General features: G+C 69.6%; 10 protein-coding genes. 6 read left to right on the top strand and 4 right to left on the bottom strand.

What is annotated here, in order from left to right; all coding sequences use genetic code 11:
* Nucleotides 1-7 precede the first annotated feature (7 nt).
* Nucleotides 8-352: a MerR family transcriptional regulator gene (locus tag AB0H76_RS10645; RefSeq protein WP_357320694.1), complete on the top strand. Its 345-nt coding sequence runs from the start codon at nt 8-10 to the stop codon at nt 350-352.
* Nucleotides 353-369: 17 nt separating this feature from the next.
* Here the strand turns inward: AB0H76_RS10645 and AB0H76_RS10650 are convergent, their stop codons facing one another.
* Both AB0H76_RS10650 and AB0H76_RS10655 read right to left on the bottom strand, forming a co-directional pair.
* Nucleotides 370-936 carry a TetR/AcrR family transcriptional regulator gene (locus AB0H76_RS10650; RefSeq protein WP_357320697.1) on the bottom strand — a complete coding sequence of 189 codons (567 nt, stop codon included), beginning with the start codon at nt 934-936 and terminating at the stop codon, nt 370-372.
* Nucleotides 937-996: 60 nt separating this feature from the next.
* Entirely contained in the window at nt 997-2,142 is a 1,146-nt protein-coding gene (locus AB0H76_RS10655; protein WP_357320700.1) for a serine hydrolase domain-containing protein, read from the bottom strand.
* Nucleotides 2,143-2,326: 184 nt separating this feature from the next.
* Between AB0H76_RS10655 and AB0H76_RS10660 the strand changes: the two genes are divergently transcribed.
* Nucleotides 2,327-3,454, top strand: coding sequence for an acyl-CoA dehydrogenase family protein (locus tag AB0H76_RS10660; protein ID WP_357320703.1), 1,128 nt, complete (start codon nt 2,327-2,329; stop codon nt 3,452-3,454).
* A gap of 14 nt (nt 3,455-3,468) precedes the next feature.
* Nucleotides 3,469-8,934: a carboxyl transferase domain-containing protein gene (locus AB0H76_RS10665; RefSeq protein ID WP_357320707.1), complete on the top strand. Its 5,466-nt coding sequence runs from the start codon at nt 3,469-3,471 to the stop codon at nt 8,932-8,934.
* Nucleotides 8,935-8,998: 64 nt separating this feature from the next.
* On the opposite strand, the gene AB0H76_RS10670 is transcribed toward AB0H76_RS10665, so the two are convergent.
* On the bottom strand, nt 8,999-10,051 hold the full coding sequence (locus AB0H76_RS10670) for an AraC family transcriptional regulator (RefSeq protein ID WP_357320710.1): 1,053 nt from the start codon (nt 10,049-10,051) through the stop codon (nt 8,999-9,001).
* 125 nt (nt 10,052-10,176) lie between these two features.
* Here AB0H76_RS10670 and AB0H76_RS10675 point away from each other — a divergent pair, with 125 nt between their 5' ends.
* Genes AB0H76_RS10675 through AB0H76_RS10685 form a run of 3 tightly spaced genes read left to right on the top strand, consistent with a single transcriptional unit; the run spans nt 10,177 to nt 14,950 of the window.
* Nucleotides 10,177-11,769, top strand: a complete 1,593-nt coding sequence (locus AB0H76_RS10675) for a GMC family oxidoreductase N-terminal domain-containing protein (protein WP_357320713.1) — start codon at nt 10,177-10,179, stop codon at nt 11,767-11,769.
* On the top strand, nt 11,766-13,280 hold the full coding sequence (locus AB0H76_RS10680) for an aldehyde dehydrogenase family protein (RefSeq protein ID WP_357320716.1): 1,515 nt from the start codon (nt 11,766-11,768) through the stop codon (nt 13,278-13,280). Before AB0H76_RS10675 ends, AB0H76_RS10680 begins: the two co-directional genes overlap by 4 nt.
* A 32-nt stretch (nt 13,281-13,312) precedes the next feature.
* Nucleotides 13,313-14,950, top strand: coding sequence for a long-chain fatty acid--CoA ligase (locus AB0H76_RS10685; RefSeq protein ID WP_357320719.1), 1,638 nt, complete (start codon nt 13,313-13,315; stop codon nt 14,948-14,950).
* 43 nt (nt 14,951-14,993) lie between these two features.
* Here the strand turns inward: AB0H76_RS10685 and AB0H76_RS10690 are convergent, their stop codons facing one another.
* Nucleotides 14,994-16,706, bottom strand: a complete 1,713-nt coding sequence (locus tag AB0H76_RS10690) for a GMC family oxidoreductase (protein ID WP_357326071.1) — start codon at nt 16,704-16,706, stop codon at nt 14,994-14,996.
* Between the last annotated feature and the right edge of the window lie 169 nt (nt 16,707-16,875).

The raw sequence follows: 16,875 nt of genomic DNA on the forward strand, positions 1-16,875 counted from the left end.
CCCGCCGATGCGCATCGGAGAACTGTCGCACCGCACCGGAGTGCACCCCCGGCTGCTGCGCTACTACGAGCAGCAGGGTCTGCTCAGCTCCGAGCGAGACTCCAACGACTACCGCTGCTACCAGCCCGACGCCGTCACCCGCGTCGCCCGCATCCGCGAACTCCTCGACGCCGGCCTGCCCACCGAGGCCATTCGCGCCCTGCTCCCGTGCACCGCCGACGGACCCGGTATCCAAGCCTGCCCGCACTCGGTCCAGGTCCTGGACAACCAGCTCGCGCGCATCGACACCCAACTGGACGAACTACAGCGCCGCCGCGCCGCCCTGCTCGACGTGAACAACACCCTGCGCTGATCGGTCGTCGCGCCGCGCTATCCGTCCTGGTCGGCGGGCCGCTCCAGGATGATGGCCGAGGCGCGAGCGCGGACTTCCTCGCGGGTGCGCCCGTGGTGTCCCGCGGCGAGGAACTGGTTGCCGATCGCCAGGCAGAAGGCGAGCAGGCTGCGCGCCTCGACCTCGTCGGGATCGGTGCAGAAGGTGCCGATCATGTCGCGCAGCAGGTCCATGCGCACGTCGTCCACCCGGCGCAGCCGCGCGCCCACGGCGGCGTCGCGCCGGGCCCAGTCGCGGATGGCCAGATCGATGCCGAGCAGGCGGTCGCCGGAGAGGGTGAGCCGTCCGGCCAGCACCACTGTGGCGCGGGGATCTTCGATGCCGGCGACGCGGTCGAGCACATCCTCGGTGCATTCGCGTTCCCACTGGTCGAGCATCGCCGTCAGCAGCGCGTTGCGATCGGCGAAGTACCCGTAGAAGCCGCCCTTGGTCACGCCGAGCGCCTTGGCCAGCACTTCGACCCGGACCGCGTCCACCCCGCTGGTCGACAACGTCTGTAGTCCCTGCTCGATCCACGCTTGGCGTGGGGTGCGCGCGACGCCCAAATGCCATTCCTCTCCGCGAGACTCCGTCCGGTCCGTCCCGCATTCTCCCCCGGGGCGCGCCTACTCGTCCGCGCACATCGCGGCGGCGAGCACCCGGCCGGGCAGCGGGGATCGTTCCGGGTCGGTGAAATCCTGGTTCAGGGCGACCGTGACGGCCCGCCCGGTGGCCGGGACGACACCGGCGTAGGTGAGGGTCCCGGGGATGCCGCCGTTGTGCCCCCAGAACTCCAGGCCGCACGGCATCTGGATCCGCATCAGACCGAGACCGTAGGCCAGCGGGTTGTTTTCGCTGATCGGCCGCGCGTTCTTCATCTCCGCCAGCTGCGCGGGCGGCAGCAGTTCGCCGCCGAGCAGCGCGTCGAAGAACCGGGCCAGGTCGGCCCCGGTGGCGACCATCGCGCCCGCCGCGCCCGCCGCCGAGACGTTCTGGCGGGTGTAGTCGACGCGCTCGCCGCGGACCTCGCTGTAGCCGCTGACATGCGGGCCGCGCAGGTCGACCTCGTCCGCCTCGGGGAAGTAGGTGTCGCGCAGGCCAAGTGGTTCGATGACGCGACGGGTGATCTCCGCGCCCAGCGGCGCACCGGTGACCCGCTCGATCACCATCCCCGCGACGACGTAGTTGGTGTTGGTGTACGCCCATGTCGTGCCGGGCTCGAAGGCGGCGGGCGCGGCCAGCGCGGTGCGCAGGATCGCGGGCAGGTCCGCGATCTGCCAGCGGGTTTGTTCGGCGAGGAAGTCGACCTGCCAGGGCGTCGGCGGGGTACCGAACTCGGCCACGTACTCGGGCAGTCCGCTGGTGTGCTGCAACAGATTTCGCAGGGTGATCCGGTTCTCGTCGGTGCCGGGCCCCCGCACGACTCCCGGCAGGTACCGCCCCACCGGTGCGTCCAGCTCGACTTTGCCTTCGGCCACCAACTGCAGCAGCACTGTCGCGACGAATGTCTTGGTGTTGCTCGCGATTCGCAGTCGCGCGTCCTCGGCGAACGGCGCGCCGGTGGCCAGATCGCCGACGCCGGCGCTGACCCGCCAGGTGTGCCCGCGGTCCACGATCACCGCCTGGCCGCCCGGATATCCCAGCCGCACAGCATCATTCAGCGCAGCCGCCACCTGTTCCCGCCCGACCTCCGGCCGGCCGCCGGCCTCGTCCGCACCGCAGGACACCGTTGCCACCACCGCCGCTACCAGCACCGCAAGTTTCACCTTCACGAGACCGAACCTACGGAAATCCGCGCGTGGCAATCAGCCTGCTAACGCCCGAATCTCGGGTGGTGCTGGCACCACCGCGCGCGCCGGCGGCGTCTCGGAAGCGCTGAACCGCGATCGAGACCGGTGGGCGGCCGGTATGGTCGGGCGGATTGTCCGTCGATTCCCTTCGATCCGAGAGCATTTCGTGATCACCACCGAGTACGCCGAACCCCTGCCCGAGGCCGAACAGCGACTGCTGGACCGGGTCACCGAACTGGCCGCCGGATTCGCCGCCGTCGCGGCCGATTACGACGAGCGCGCCGAGATCGCCACCGGGCACTTACAGGCGCTGCACAAGGCCGGCGCCGACGCGGCCGTGCTGCCCGAGTGGGTCGGCGGAACCGGCCTGAGCTACCGGGGTTTCGGGCGGCTGCTGCGCGTCCTGGCCAAGGCCGATCCGTCCACCGCGACGATCTGGCTGATGCACGCCGGCGCGGCCGTCGGACTGGCCGAATTCACAAGAGAAACGCTTGGTCCGTTTTTCGCCGAAGAGTTACTTGCGGGTAAGCGTTTTGCGAATGCACTTTCCGAGCCGGCGAGTGGTAATAGGTTCCTCAATCCGCAACAGGATGCGCTCGAGGCGGAAGGCGGCTGGACACTTACCGGTGCGAAGCGTTTCGTCTCCGGCGCCGAGATCGCGGATTATCTGATCACCAACGCGCGGGTGGACGGGGAGCCCGCGTTCTTCGGTGTGCCGCTGCCGGATCCGTCGATCACGATCATCCCGATCTGGGACACCCTTGGCCTGCGCGCCACCCGCAGTCAGCTGCTCGCCTTCGACACCACCCTGCTGCGCTCGGAGTACCGCGGCCGCGCACCGGGATTCACCGACTATCAGGTGATTCCAGCCGGTCTACCTGCGATTTCGCTCGGCATCGCGGACGCGGCGCTGGCGGCGCTCGTCGAGCACGCGCGCTCCCGGGTGATCTTGAACAAGCCGCTCTCGCACCAGCAATGGGTCCAGTTCGAGGTCGCCGATGTCGAATCCCGGTTGGCCGCAGCGCATGCGATCTACGACCGCGGACTGGCCGAAGCAGACAATAAAAGACCGGTCTTCTTCCCCACCCTGATGCGCGCCAAGTACCTTGCGAATAAGGTTGCCGTCGAGGTCGCGCAATTAGCTGTTCGCGTAGGCGGGGCCTCGGGATACTTGAAACAATCCCCGATCCAACGTCATCTGCGTGATGCCGAAGCAGGTCAACTCATGGCCTACTCGACCGAGGTGATGGCCGGCGAAATAGGCCGGGAGGTACTCGGGGTGGCCGAAGCTTAGAAAGGAGCCGGTGAGTGTTCAACCGCATCGCCATCGTGAATCGGGGCGAGGCTGCCATGCGCCTCATCCACGCAGTCCGAGATCTGGCCGCGGAGACGGGGCAACCGATCGAGACCGTTGCTCTGTACACCGATGTCGATCGGACCGCGACATTCGTTCGCGAGGCCGACCTAGCGTATGACCTCGGGCCAGCGGCAGCACGTCCCTATCTGGACCTGAAAGCCCTGGAGAAAGCCCTGCGCACGACCGGCGCGCAAGCCGCGTGGGTCGGTTGGGGTTTCGTCGCGGAGGATCCCGCCTTCGCCGAGCTGTGCGAGCAGATCGGCGTCACCTTCATCGGTCCGAGCCCGGACGCGATGCGCAAACTCGGCGACAAGATCGGCGCGAAGCTGATCGCCGAGGAGGTCGGCGTGCCGGTCGCGCCGTGGAGCCGCGGCGCGGTGGAGACGGTGGAGGCCGCGCTCACCGCGGCGGCCGATATCGGTTACCCGCTGATGCTGAAGGCGACCGCCGGTGGCGGCGGCCGCGGCATCCGCATGGTCTCGAACGAGGACGAACTCGTCGACGCCTACGAGCGCACCCGCCAGGAGGCGGTGCGCGCGTTCGGCAGTGGCGTGGTCTTCCTGGAGCGCCTGGTCACCGGTGCGCGCCACGTCGAGGTGCAGGTCATCGCGGACGGTCAGGGCACCGCCTGGGCACTGGGCGTGCGCGACTGCTCGGTGCAGCGGCGCAACCAGAAGGTGATCGAGGAGTCGTCCTCGCCGGTGCTCGGTCCCGAGCAGGTGGCCGAGCTCAAGGCCTCGGCCGAGCGGCTGGCCATCGCGGTCGACTACCGCGGCGCGGCGACCGTCGAGTTCCTGTACCACCCGGTCGACAAGCTGTTCGCGTTCCTCGAGGTCAACACCCGGCTGCAGGTCGAACACCCGATCACCGAGGTCACCACCGACTTCGACCTGGTGCGCGCGCAGCTGCACGTGGCCGCCGGCGGTCGGCTCGAGGGCGAGCGCCCGCTCGAGCGCGGTCACGCGATCGAGGCCCGGCTCAACGCCGAGGATCCGGACCGCGACTTCGCGCCCGCCCCCGGCCGCATCGAGCGCCTGGATCTGCCCGCCGGACCGGGCATCCGCGTCGACACCGGCGTCAGCGAGGGTGACACCATCCCCGCCGATTTCGACTCGATGATCGCCAAGATCATCGCCTACGGCCGGGATCGGGAGCAGGCCCTTGGCCGGTTGCGCCGGGCCATGGCCGAGACCCGGGTGATCATCGAGGGCGGTGCGACCAACAAGAGTTTCGTGCTCGACCTGCTGATCCAGCCCGAGGTGCTCGACGGCAGCGCCGACACCGGCTGGATCGACCGGGTCCGCGGCGAGGGCCGGCTGATCTCACACCGGCATTCGTCCGTCGCGCTGGCCGCCGCCGCCATCGACGCCTACGAGGAGGAAGAGCGGATCGAGCAGCAGCGACTGCTGTTCACCGCCGCCGGCGGCCGCCCGCAGATCCAGCACGAGAGCGGGCGTCCGCTCGATCTCAAGCTGCGCGGCGCGAGCTATCGCGTGCGGGTCGCCCGGATCGGCGCGCACCGCTTCCGCATCGGCATCGAGGCGGGCGGCGAGATCCGCACCGCCGACGTCGATCTGGAGCGTTTCGACCGCTACACCGGGCACATCGTGGTCAACGGCATCCGGTATCGCCTGACCACCGGCACGCATGGCGCGATCCACCTGGTCGACGTCGACGGTGTCACGCACCGGGTCAGCCTCGACGAGGGCGGTGTCGTCCGTTCGCCGGCGCCCGCGCTGGTGGTGGCCACGCCGCTGGCGGTCGGCGCGGAGGTCGAGGCCGGCGCGCCGGTGCTGGTGCTGGAGAGCATGAAGATGGAAACGGTGCTGCGCGCGCCGTTCAAGGCCCGGCTCAAGGAGTCGGTCGTCTCGGTCGGCTCGCAGGTCGAGACGGGCGCGCCGCTGCTGCGCCTGGAGCCGATCGCCGACGAGGACGAGGCCGCCGAGGAAGCGGTCACCGAGGCCGTCGAACTGGATCTGCCCGAGGCCCCGGCCGAGGTGCAGCCGCACGAGCGCACGACCCGCGGCCAGGAGAACCTGCGCAGCCTGCTGCTTGGCTTCGACGTCGATCCGCACGACGAACGCCGGGTGCTCGACGATTACCTGGCCGCGCGCGCGACGGCCGTGCGCGAGGGCCGCCGCCCGCTGGCCGAGGAACTCGAACTCATCGAGGTCTTCGCCGATCTCGCCGAGCTGAGCCACAACCGCTCCCTCGCCGAGGACAACCAGGGCCACGTGTACAGCGCCCGCGAGTATTTCCACACCTACCTGCAGAGTCTCGATGTCGAGCGGGCCGGCGTGCCGGAGTCGTTCCAGGACAAGCTCACCAAGGCCCTGGGGCACTACGGCGTCACCGATCTGGAGCGCTCGCCGGAGCTGGAAGCGGCGGTCTTCCGGGTATTCCTGGCCCAGCAGCGGCTGTCGGACACCATCCCGGTGGTCACGACGCTGCTGCGCGAGTGGCTGCCCGAGCCGGTGCCGGATCAGGTGCTGCGCGAGCCGGTCGGCTTGGCGCTGGAACGGTTGATGGCCGCGACCCAGGTGCGGTTCCCGGTCATCGCCGACCTGGCCCGCGGCGTGGTCTACGCCTGGTACGGCCTGCCGCTGCTGCGGCGCAACCGGGCCCGGGTCTACACCAACGTCCGCAAGAATCTCACGCACCTGGACGCACAGCCGGATTCGCCGGATCGGGCCGAGCGCGTCTCGGAGATGGTGCGCAGCACCGAGCCGCTGGTGCGGCTGCTCGGTCAGCGCCTGGTGCGCGGCAAGTCCGACAACACCGTCATGCTCGAGGTGCTGACCCGGCGCTACTACGGCAACAAGGGTCTGACGGGTGTGCGCACCCACGAGATCGACGGCTGCACCTTCGTGATCGCCGAGCGGGACGGGGCCAGCCTGGTCTCGGCCGCGGTGCGCTTCGACGCCCTCGACGCCGCGCTGCGCGGGCTCACCGAATTGGCGGCCGGTGCGGCCTCTATCGATGCCGATATCTACCTGAGCTGGGAAGACCAGCCGGCGGACTTCGACGCGATGGCCACCGCCCTGCAGCAGGCGATCGGCGCGCAGGCGTGGCCGAACCAGATCCACCGGATCACCGCGACGGTCGCGGGCAGTGGCGGCGCGGTCATGCACCACCACTTCACCTTCCGCCCGTCGGCCACCGGTATGGCCGAGGAGCGGTTGATCCGCGGCCTGCATCCCTACATCGCGCAGCGGATGCAGATGGAGCGGCTGCGCAATTTCGATCTGACCCGGCTGCCCTCCTCCGACGACGAGGAGGTGTACCTGTTCCGCTGCGTCGCCAAGGAGAACCCGGGCGACGATCGCCTGATCGCCTTCGCCCAGGTCCGTGACCTGGCCACACTGCGTGACCAGGACGGCCGGCTGCGTGCGCTGCCGACCGCGGAGATCACCATCGCGACCTGCCTGGATTCCATCCGCCGGGCACAGGCGCAGCGGCCGTCGAACAAGCGGTTCAACACCAACCGCATCGTGATGTACATCTGGCCGCCGGTCGATGTCACCCGCGCCGAGTTGCAGTCGATCATCGCCGGCCACGTGCTGCCGACGACGGCGGGCGCGGGGCTGGAGGAGATCGTGCTGATCGCGCGTGAGCGTGATCAGGAGACCGGTGCGCTGACCAAGGTGGCGCTGCGCATCGCCTTCGATGTGCACGGCGGCTCCGCGGTGACCGTCGAGGAGCCCTCCGACGACCCGGTCGTGCCGATCGACGAATACCGGCAGAAGGTGCTGCGCGCCGCCGGCCGCAACACCGTCTACCCGTACGAGCTGACCGCGCTGCTGGGCGAATTCGCCGAGTACGACCTCGACGACAACCGCACGCTGGTGCCGGTCGATCGGCCCCGGGGCCGCAACTCCGCGGCGATCGTCGCGGGCGTGGTCTCGACGCCGACCGACAGCTACCCGGAGGGCGTGACCCGCGTGGTGCTGCTCGGCGATCCGACGAAATCGCTGGGCGCGCTGTCGGAACCGGAATGCCAGCGGGTCATCTCCGCGCTGGATCTGGCCGAACGGCTGCGGGTGCCGCTGGAGTGGTACGCGCTGTCCTCCGGGGCCCGGATCTCGATGTCCTCGGGCACCGAGAACATGGACTGGGTGGCGGCCGCGCTCAAGCGGATCGTCGAGTTCACCCAGGACGGCGGCGAGATCAATATCGTGGTCGCGGGCATCAACGTCGGCGCGCAGCCGTACTGGAACGCCGAGGCCACGATGCTCATGCACACCAAGGGCATCCTGGTGATGACCCCGGATTCGGCGATGGTGCTCACCGGCAAGCAGGCGCTGGACTTCTCCGGCGGCGTCTCGGCGGAGGACAACTTCGGCATCGGTGGTTACGACCGGGTGATGGGGCCGAACGGGCAGGCGCAGTACTGGGCGCCGAACCTGCTGGCCGCGCGCGATGTGCTGATGGCGCACTACGACCACACCTACATCGCACCGGACGAGCGGTCGCCGCGTCGTGCGCGCAGCGTCGACCCGGTCGATCGCGACGTGTCGGACTTCCCGCACATCGTGGGCGGCAGCGATTTCGGCACGGTCGGCGAGATCTTCTCCGCGGCGGCCAATCCCGATCGCAAGAAGCCCTTCGACATCCGCACGGTGATGCGCGCGGTGTCCGACCAGGACCATCCGGTGCTGGAGCGCTGGGCGGGCATGGCCGATGCCGATACCTCGGTGGTGCAGGACGCGCACCTCGGCGGCATCCCGGTGTGCCTGCTCGGGATCGAGTCGCGCGGTATCGCGCGGCGCGGTTTCCCGTCCACCGACGGCCCGGATACCTACACCGCGGGCACGCTGTTCCCGCAGTCGTCGAAGAAGGCGGCCCGGGCCATCAACGCGGCCAGCGGAAATCGCCCGCTGGTGGTGCTGGCGAACCTGTCGGGCTTCGACGGTTCCCCGGAGTCCCTGCGCAAGTTGCAGCTGGAGTACGGCGCCGAGATCGGCCGTGCGGTCGTGAATTTCCAGGGGCCGATCGTGTTCTGCGTGATCTCCCGGTATCACGGCGGCGCGTTCGTGGTCTTCTCGAACAAGCTGAACCCGAACATGACCGTGCTCGCGGTGGAGGGCTCCTTCGCCTCGGTGCTCGGTGGCGCTCCGGCGGCCGCGGTGGTGTTCGCCGGCGAGGTGGACACCCGGACCGCGGCCGATCCGCGGGTGCGCGATCTGGGTGCGCGTGCGGCGAGCACGGCCGGCGCCGACCGGGCGGCGCTGACCGCCGAACTCGGTGAGGTCCGGTCCTCGGTTCGCGCGGAGAAGCTGGGTGAGGTGGCCGCGGAGTTCGATCGCGTGCACAACATCCAGCGTGCGGTCGAGGTCGGTTCGGTGGACGCGGTCGTCAGCGTCACCGATCTGCGCCCGCGCATCATCGCCGCCATCGAGGCGGGTCTGCCCGGGTAATCAGTGCACACGACGGCGCCGCCCGGATTCGCTGAATCCGGGCGGCGCCGTCGTCTGTCCGGCGCTAGTGCGCTTTGCGCCAGCGCAGGGGTGTGGTGCCGGTCCAGCGCTGGAAGGCGCGGGTGAAGCTGGCGGCCTCGGTGTAGCCGAGGCGGTCGGCGACGGCCGCGGTGGACAGGTCGGTGCCGGTGAGCAGTTCGCAGGCCAGGGTGCGGCGGACCTCGTCGAGCAGGGACCGGTAGGAGTGCCCCTCGGCGGCCAGCTGACGGCGTAGCGTCCGGCCCGAAAGATGCAGGGCGGCAGCGACTTCGGCTTCGCTGCGCGGGCCGCGGGGCTGGCCGAAGAGCAGATCGCGGACCCGGCCCGCGGTGCCGGTGAGCGCGCTGCGCTGGGCGGCGAGTTCGCGGCACTGCTGGGTGGCCAGGTCGGCGGTGTACGGGTCGGCCTGGGGGAGTGGGTCGTCGACGGTGCGCTTGTCGAAAACGGTGGCGTAGTGGGCGGCGTCGTACTCGGGCCGGAAGGACAGGGCGGCCTCGATGCGGCGGGCGGCCTCGGGCGCGGGTTCGGGGTAGGGCAGCCGGACCGCGCTCAGCCGCTGCGCGGGCCCGGCGATATCGCGGAGCAGGGTGGCGATGACGTTGATGTCGCGCTCGGCGACGAAGCGGGCCACCACCGGATCGGGCACCGCGGGCTCGATCACCAGAGCGATCTCGTCGCCGGTCTCGACGGCGGTGATGTCGCAGAACGAATACGACAGGTCCAGGAACCGCAGGCCGACCTCGATCGCGTCGCGGATGGACTGGCTGGCGATGAGCGCGTAACCCCACATGCCGTGCACGGTGGCGTGGTAGCGCAGGCCGACGGCCAGGCCGAGGCCCGGACTGTCGGGCAGCGTGCGCAGCAGATTGTCGATGATCGTGATCTCCTGCGCACCGGTCACCAGGGTGCCGGGTTTGCGTAGATCGGCGCCGAGCAGGCCGGTGCCGCGCAGGCAGTCCGATTCGGCCAGCCCGTGTTCGGCGGCCAGCCGGGTGACCAGCAGCGCGCTCGTCGGCGCGCGCATCCCGATCAGCGCGTTCCGGCGCCCCGACGCGTCGGTCTCCCCTGCGATGCCCACTGGCCAAAAATATCAAAAAAGCGGCCCTGGCGGACGTAGGAATCCCCAGTTGACCGGCCTTACCCTTCGAATGACTACAGAGTGACCCCGGTCACGAGATGCGTGGCGAGCTTCAGAGGAGAGTTTTGAGCGAGAAGAACCGCTTCGACTACGTGATCGTCGGGGCCGGCAGCGCGGGTGCGGTGGTGGCGGCGCGGCTGTCGGAGAATCCGTCGGTCTCGGTGCTGCTGCTGGAGGCGGGCGGCCCGGACGACGCCGACGAGATCCACCTGCCGGCGGCCTTCCCGAACCTGTTCAAGACCAAGTGGGACTGGAACTACGAGACCACCGAGCAGAAGCACATGGGCAGCCGCCGGGCCTTCTGGCCGCGGATGAAGGGCCTGGGCGGCTGCTCGTCGATGAACGCCATGATCTACATCCGGGGCAATCCGGCCGACTACGACAGCTGGCGCGACGATTTCGGCGCCGAAGGCTGGGGCTATGCCGACGTACTGCCGTATTTCAAACGCGCCGAAGGCAATTCGCGCTTGAGTGACGCCTTCCACGGCAGCGCGGGCCCGCAGCACGTGGAGGACCGCCGCTACACCCACGAGACGACCGACGCCTGGATCGAGGCGGCGGTCGCGCACGGACTGAAGCGCAACGACGACTTCAACGGCGCCGAGCAGGAGGGCGCGGGGCGCTACCAGGTGACCTGCAAGGACGGCCGGCGCTGGTCGACCGCGGACGGCTACCTGCGCCCGGCCCTCGACCGCCCGAACCTGACCGTTCGCACGCACGCGTTCGTCACCCGGGTGCTGCTGGAGGGCACGCGCGCGGTGGGCGTGGCCTATCGCAGTCGCGGCGCGGAGCAGCTCGCCTACGCCGACGGCGAGGTCGTGCTGTCCGGTGGCGCCATCAATTCGCCGCAGCTGCTGATGCTTTCGGGCATCGGCCCGGCGGCGCACCTGCGCGAGCACGGCATCGACCCGGTGCTCGACCTGCCGGGCGTGGGGGAGAACCTGCACGACCATCCGGTCACGCCGTTCCTCTGGTACAGCAAGGACACCTCCGACCTCACCGACTTCTCGAACCCGGCCCGGCTCATGCAGTGGAAGCTGTCCGGCCGCGGCCCGCTGTCCTCGAATGTCGGTGAGGGCGGCGCGTTCTTCGCCTCCCGGGACGGCCTGGCCGCGCCCGATATCCAGATCATCACCGCGCCGACCGGGTTCTACGACAACGGTTTCCGCGAGCCCACCGCCCAGATGGTCACCGCGGGCGTGACATTGGTGAACGTCGCCAGCCGCGGCCGGCTGCGGCTGCGATCGGCGGACCCGGCGTGGAAGCCGGAGCTGGATCCCGCCTACTTCAGCGACCCCGTCGACCTGGCCGCCTCGGTGGCCGGCGCCCGGCGCATGCTCGACATCGTGCGCGAGAAGCCGTTCGCGCGCTTCCTGTCCCGGCCCTACCTGCCGAATCCGGTGTCCGGCCTGACCGACGACGAACTGGGCGATCACATCCGGGCCTGGACCCAGACGCTGTACCACCCGGTGGCCACCTGCTCGATGGGCACCGGCGAGGACGCCGTGGTCGATCCGCGGCTGCGGGTGCGCGGCATCGACGGCCTGCGCGTCGCCGACGCGTCGGTGATGCCGATGGTGCCCCGCGGCAATACCAACGCCCCCTCGATCATGGTGGGCGAGAAGGCATCCGATCTGATCCGCGGGGCGCGCGCATGACGCCGCCGGCCGTGACCGAGGACCTCCAGGGAGTAACCGTGACTTCGACCGCTGTGGCGACCTTCGATTCGCTCGACCCCGCGACCGGCGATGTGGTCGGGACGCACCCGATCCTGGACGCCGAGCAGGTGAACGAAACCGTCGCGCGGGCAAGGGAAGCCGCGCGCTGGTGGGCGGAACTGAGCTTCGACGAGCGCGGCGAGCGACTGAAGAAATGGCGCGGCGTCATCGCCCGCCGGATGGCGCAGCTGGCCGAGTTGTCGCACGCGGAGACCGGCAAGCCCACCGCGGATGCCCAGCTCGAGATCGTGATGATGCTGGACCACCTGGCCTGGGCCGCGGGCAATGCCCGGAAGGTGCTGGGCCGCAAGAGCATCACGCCCGGCCTGATGGCCGCCGACCTGGGCGCCTCGGTGGAATACCTCCCGCTGGGCGTGATCGGCGTGATCGGGCCGTGGAACTTCCCGGTGTTCACCCCGATGGGCTCGATCGGCTACGCGCTCGCCGCCGGGAACGCGGTGGTGTTCAAGCCCAGCGAGTTCACCCCGGGGGTGGGCAAGTGGCTGGTCGACTCGTTCGCGCAGGTGGTGCCCGAGCATTCGGTCCTGCAACTGGTGACCGGTCTCGGCGAAACCGGTGCGGCACTGTGCCGTTCGGGCGTCGACAAGGTCGCGTTCACCGGGTCGACGGAGACCGGCAAGAAGGTCATGCGCGCCTGCGCCGACACCCTGACCCCGGTGCTGATCGAGGCGGGCGGCAAGGACGTGCTGCTGGTGGACGCCGACGCCGATCTGGACGCGGCGGCCGAGGCCGCGGTGTGGGGCGGGCTGTCCAACGCCGGGCAGGCCTGCATCGGCACCGAACGCGTCTACGTGCACGAGCAGGTCTACGAGGCCTTCCTCGCCAAGCTCACGGCGTTGACGAAAACCCTGCGGGCGGGCGCCGATCCGGACGCGCAGCTCGGTCCGATGACGATGCCGTCGCAGCCCGGCGTGGTGGCGCGCCACATCGCCGACGCCCTGGCCAAGGGCGCGCGAGCGGTGGTCGGCGGTCCCGAGGCCGTGGGCGAGCGGCTGGTACAGCCCACCGTGCTGGTGGACGTGCCGGAGGACTCGCTGGCCATGACCGAGGAGACCTTCGGTCCGACCCTGGCGGTCAACAAGGTTCGCTCCATGGACGAGGCGGTCGAGCGCGCCAACGCGTCGCGCTACGGCCTCGGTTCGGCGGTGTTCTCCAAGCGGCGCGGCGAGGAACTGGCCCGCCGCATCCGCTCCGGCATGACCGGGGTGAACCTGGTGTACCTGTTCGCGGCGCTGCCGGAGCTGCCCTTCGGCGGCGTCGGTGATTCCGGCTTCGGCCGCATTCACGGGCCGGACGGGCTCAAGGAATTCACCTACGCGAAATCCGTCGCACGCCGCCGCCTCCCGGCCGTCATGGCGCTGACCACCTTCGCGCGCACCGCCAAGGTCGACAAACTGCTCGCCACCTTGACCGTGCTCCGGCACGGCTGATTTCCGATAGTTCTGAGAGGAAAGCAATTCCGATGTTGAGCACCATGCAGGACGAGCAGCTGTCGCTGGCGACCCTGCTAAACTACGCGTCCACCTTCCAAGGCGACAGCACGGTCTCCACCTGGACCGAAGACGGCCTGCGCACCCTGACCTATCGCGAAGTGGGCGCGCAGGCCGCACGGTTGGCCAACGCGCTGCGCGAGCTCGGCATCGGCGTCGGCGACCGGGTCGGCACCTTCATGTGGAACAACAACGAGCACATGGTGGCCTATGTGGCGGTGCCGGCCATGGGTGCGGTCCTGCACGCGCTCAACATCCGGTTCTTCCCCGAGCAGCTGGTCTATGTCGCCAACCATGCCGAGGATCGGGTGGTGATCGTGGACGGCACGCTGCTGCCGCTGTTCGCCCAGTACCTGCCGAACCTGAAGACCGTCCGCCACGTCATCGTCGCCAACGGTGACGCCGCGGCATTGTCCGCGCCCGAGGGCGTGCAGGTGCACTCCTACACCGAACTGCTTGCCGCGCAGCCGGATAGCTTCGACTTCCCGATCGTCGACGAACGCTCGGCGGCCGGGATGTGCTACACCTCCGGCACCACCGGTGACCCGAAGGGCGTGGTGTATTCGCACCGCTCCAACTGGCTGCACGCCACCCAGGTCTGCGCGCCCAACGGCATGGGCTTCTCCGCCGAGGACACCGTGCTCGCCATCGTGCCGCTGTTCCACGCCAACGCCTGGGGCCTGCCCTACGCCGCGCTGATGTCGGGTGCGAACGTCCTGATGCCGGACCGCTTCCTGCAGCCGCAGCCGCTGCTGGAGATGATGGCCGCGGTGCGGCCCACCTTCGCCGCCGCCGTGCCCACCATCTGGGGCGGCGTGCTGGCCGGCTTACAGGCCGCGCCGCAGGACATTTCGCATCTGCGCACCTGCCTGGTCGGCGGTTCGGCGCTGCCGCCCGCGATGATGCACGTGTTCGAGGAGAAGTTCGGCGTCAAGCTGCTGCACGCCTGGGGCATGACCGAAACCTCACCGCTCGGATCGGTGGCGCATCCGCCGGTCGGAGTGGAGGGCGAGGAGCAGTGGGCCTACCGCTACACCCAGGGCCGCTTCCCGGCCGGTGTCCGTGCCCGGCTGGTCGACGACGCGGGCAACGTCGTCCCGAACGACGGGCAGTCGCTGGGCGAGTTGCAGGTGCGCGGCGCCTGGATCACCGGCTCCTACTACGCGCCCGAGGGCGGCGAGATCGAGCCCGACAAGTTCGACGACGGCTGGCTGCGCACCGGCGACGTCGGCAAGATCAGCCCGAACGGCTTCCTGACCCTGGTGGATCGCTCCAAGGACGTCATCAAGTCCGGCGGCGAATGGATCTCCTCGGTGGACCTGGAGAACGCGATCATCGGGCACCCCGCGGTCGCCGAAGCCGCCGTCATCGGCATCCCCGACCCCAAGTGGGCCGAGCGCCCGCTGGTCGCGGTCGTACTCGCCGAGGGCCAGAAGGCCGAGCCCGAGGAACTGCGCGACTACCTGGCCGACAAGTTCGCGAAGTGGCAGCTGCCCGAGTACTGGACCTTCGTCCCCGAAGTCCCCAAAACCAGCGTCGGCAAGTACGACAAGAAGCGCCTGCGCGTCCAGCACGCCGACGGCGCACTGGACGTCACCACCTTGTCCTGACGAAACCGGGCGCGCGGCCACGGTGTCGGCCGCGCACCACGGGTCAGCTCGCGGGTTTGTCGCTCAGGACACTCGGCAGCCCGAGCGCGACCGGAGCATGGGCGGGGACCGCTGGCCGCTGCGGCGCGACCGGCTCCACCTGCTGGTACTTGCCTCCCATCGCGGGTCGCGGGTCGGCGGCGCCCTTGTTCGGCCAGAGTGCGGCGGCGCGCTCGGCCTGGGCGGTGATGGTCAGGGAGGGGTTCACGCCGAGGTTGGCCGAGATCGCCGAGCCGTCGACGATGTTGAGGGTGGGGTAGCCGTGCACTCGGTGGTAAGGGTCGATGACGCCCTGGGCGGGGTCGTCGGCAATCACGCAGCCACCGATGAAGTGGGCGGTCATGGGCACGTTGAACAGGTCGGGCCAGGTGCTGCCCGCCGTCGCGCCGAGCTTGTCGGCGACCCGGCGGGTGGCCTCGTGACCGGTCGGGATCCAGGTCGGATTCGGTTGTCCGTAGCCCTGTTTGCTGGTGAAGCGGCGGCCGAACAGGCCACGGCGGGTGTAGGTGGTGATGGAGTTGTCCAGGCTCTGCATGACCAGCAGGATCAGCGTGCGCTCGCTCCACTGCTTGGTGCGCAGCAGTTTGACGGTGCGGATCGGATGCGCGAGCGCCATCGGAAAGACCCGCAGCCACTGCGGGATTCGGTGCCCGCCGTCGATCAGATAGGTCTGCAGCAGGCCCATCGCGTTGGAGCCCTTGCCGTAGCGCACCGGCTCGACGTGCGTGTCGGGCGTGGGATGGAACGACGAGGTGATCGCGACGCCCTTGGTGATGTCCATCGCCGGGTCCACCGCGGTGCGCCCCGCGCCGAGGATGGCCTCGGAGTTGGTGCGGGTCAGCACGCCGAGCCGCGGCGAGAGGCCGGGCAGGATGCCCTTGTCGCGCATGTCGAACAGCAGGTGCTGGGTACCCCAGGTGCCCGCCGCCAGCACCACCTGGGCCGCGCGGAAAGTCTTGCGCCGCTTGCGGAGCCGGCCGTCGGTGCGCTTGGTCTCGACGTCCCAGCTGCCGTCGGACCGGGGTTTCAGCGCGGTCACCGTCGTCAGCGCGCGCACCTGGGCGCCGGCCTGCTGCGCCAGCCCGAGGTAGTTCTTGACCAGGGTGTTCTTCGCGCCGTGCCGGCAACCGGTCATGCATTCGCCGCACTCGATACAGCCGGTCCGGGCCGGCCCGACGCCACCGAAGTAGGGATCGGCCACGGTCTCACCGGGCGTGCCGAAATAGACCCCGACCGGCGTGGACACGAAGGTATCCCCGACACCCATGTCCACCGCGACCGAGGCGATGATCTCGTCGGCGGGCGTCATGTGCGGGTTCTGCACCACGCCCAGCATCGCGCGGGCCCGATCGTAGAAGGGGCTCAGCTCGGCATCCCAGTCCGTGATTCCCGCCCACTGCGGATCGCCGAAGAACGTGGTCCCCGGCTTGTACAGGGTGTTGGCATAGTTCAGCGAACCGCCGCCGACACCGGCTCCGGCCAGGATGAAGCAGTCGCGCAGCCGGTGAATCCGCTGGATGCCATAGCAACCCAGCCGCGGCGCCCACAGGTAGCGCCGCAGATCCCAGTTGGTCTTGGCGAAGTCGGCATCGTCGAAATGCCGCCCGGCCTCGAAAATCCCTACCCGGTAACCCTTTTCGGCGAGCCGCAGCGCTGTTACGCTGCCACCGAAACCGGAACCAACGACGATCACGTCGTAATCGAACTCCTCGGACAATGCCACCTCCCGACGCTAACAGCGGGCCGGGGTGGTCGAGCCGAAATTACCCCCGGGTCACAGGGGTGTTCCACCGTCCGTTGTGAACTGTCCCGTAGTCCAGGGAAATCCGCCCGATCCGGGTTTGCTGACGGTTATCCTCGCGGCAGAGGAGCGAGAGCGAAAGGCG

Origin of the sequence: Nocardia sp. NPDC050712 (assembly GCF_040654295.1) — a bacterium.
Classification (GTDB): Bacteria; Actinomycetota; Actinomycetes; order Mycobacteriales; family Mycobacteriaceae; genus Nocardia.

What these genes read in the sequence shown, in the direction of transcription:
- AB0H76_RS10645 (WP_357320694.1), top strand. Translation starts at nt 8, where the DNA reads ATGCGCATCGGAGAACTGTCGCACCGCACCGGAGTGCACCCCCGGCTG.
- AB0H76_RS10680 (WP_357320716.1), top strand. Translation starts at nt 11,766, where the DNA reads ATGACGCCGCCGGCCGTGACCGAGGACCTCCAGGGAGTAACCGTGACT.
- AB0H76_RS10685 (WP_357320719.1), top strand. Translation starts at nt 13,313, where the DNA reads ATGTTGAGCACCATGCAGGACGAGCAGCTGTCGCTGGCGACCCTGCTA.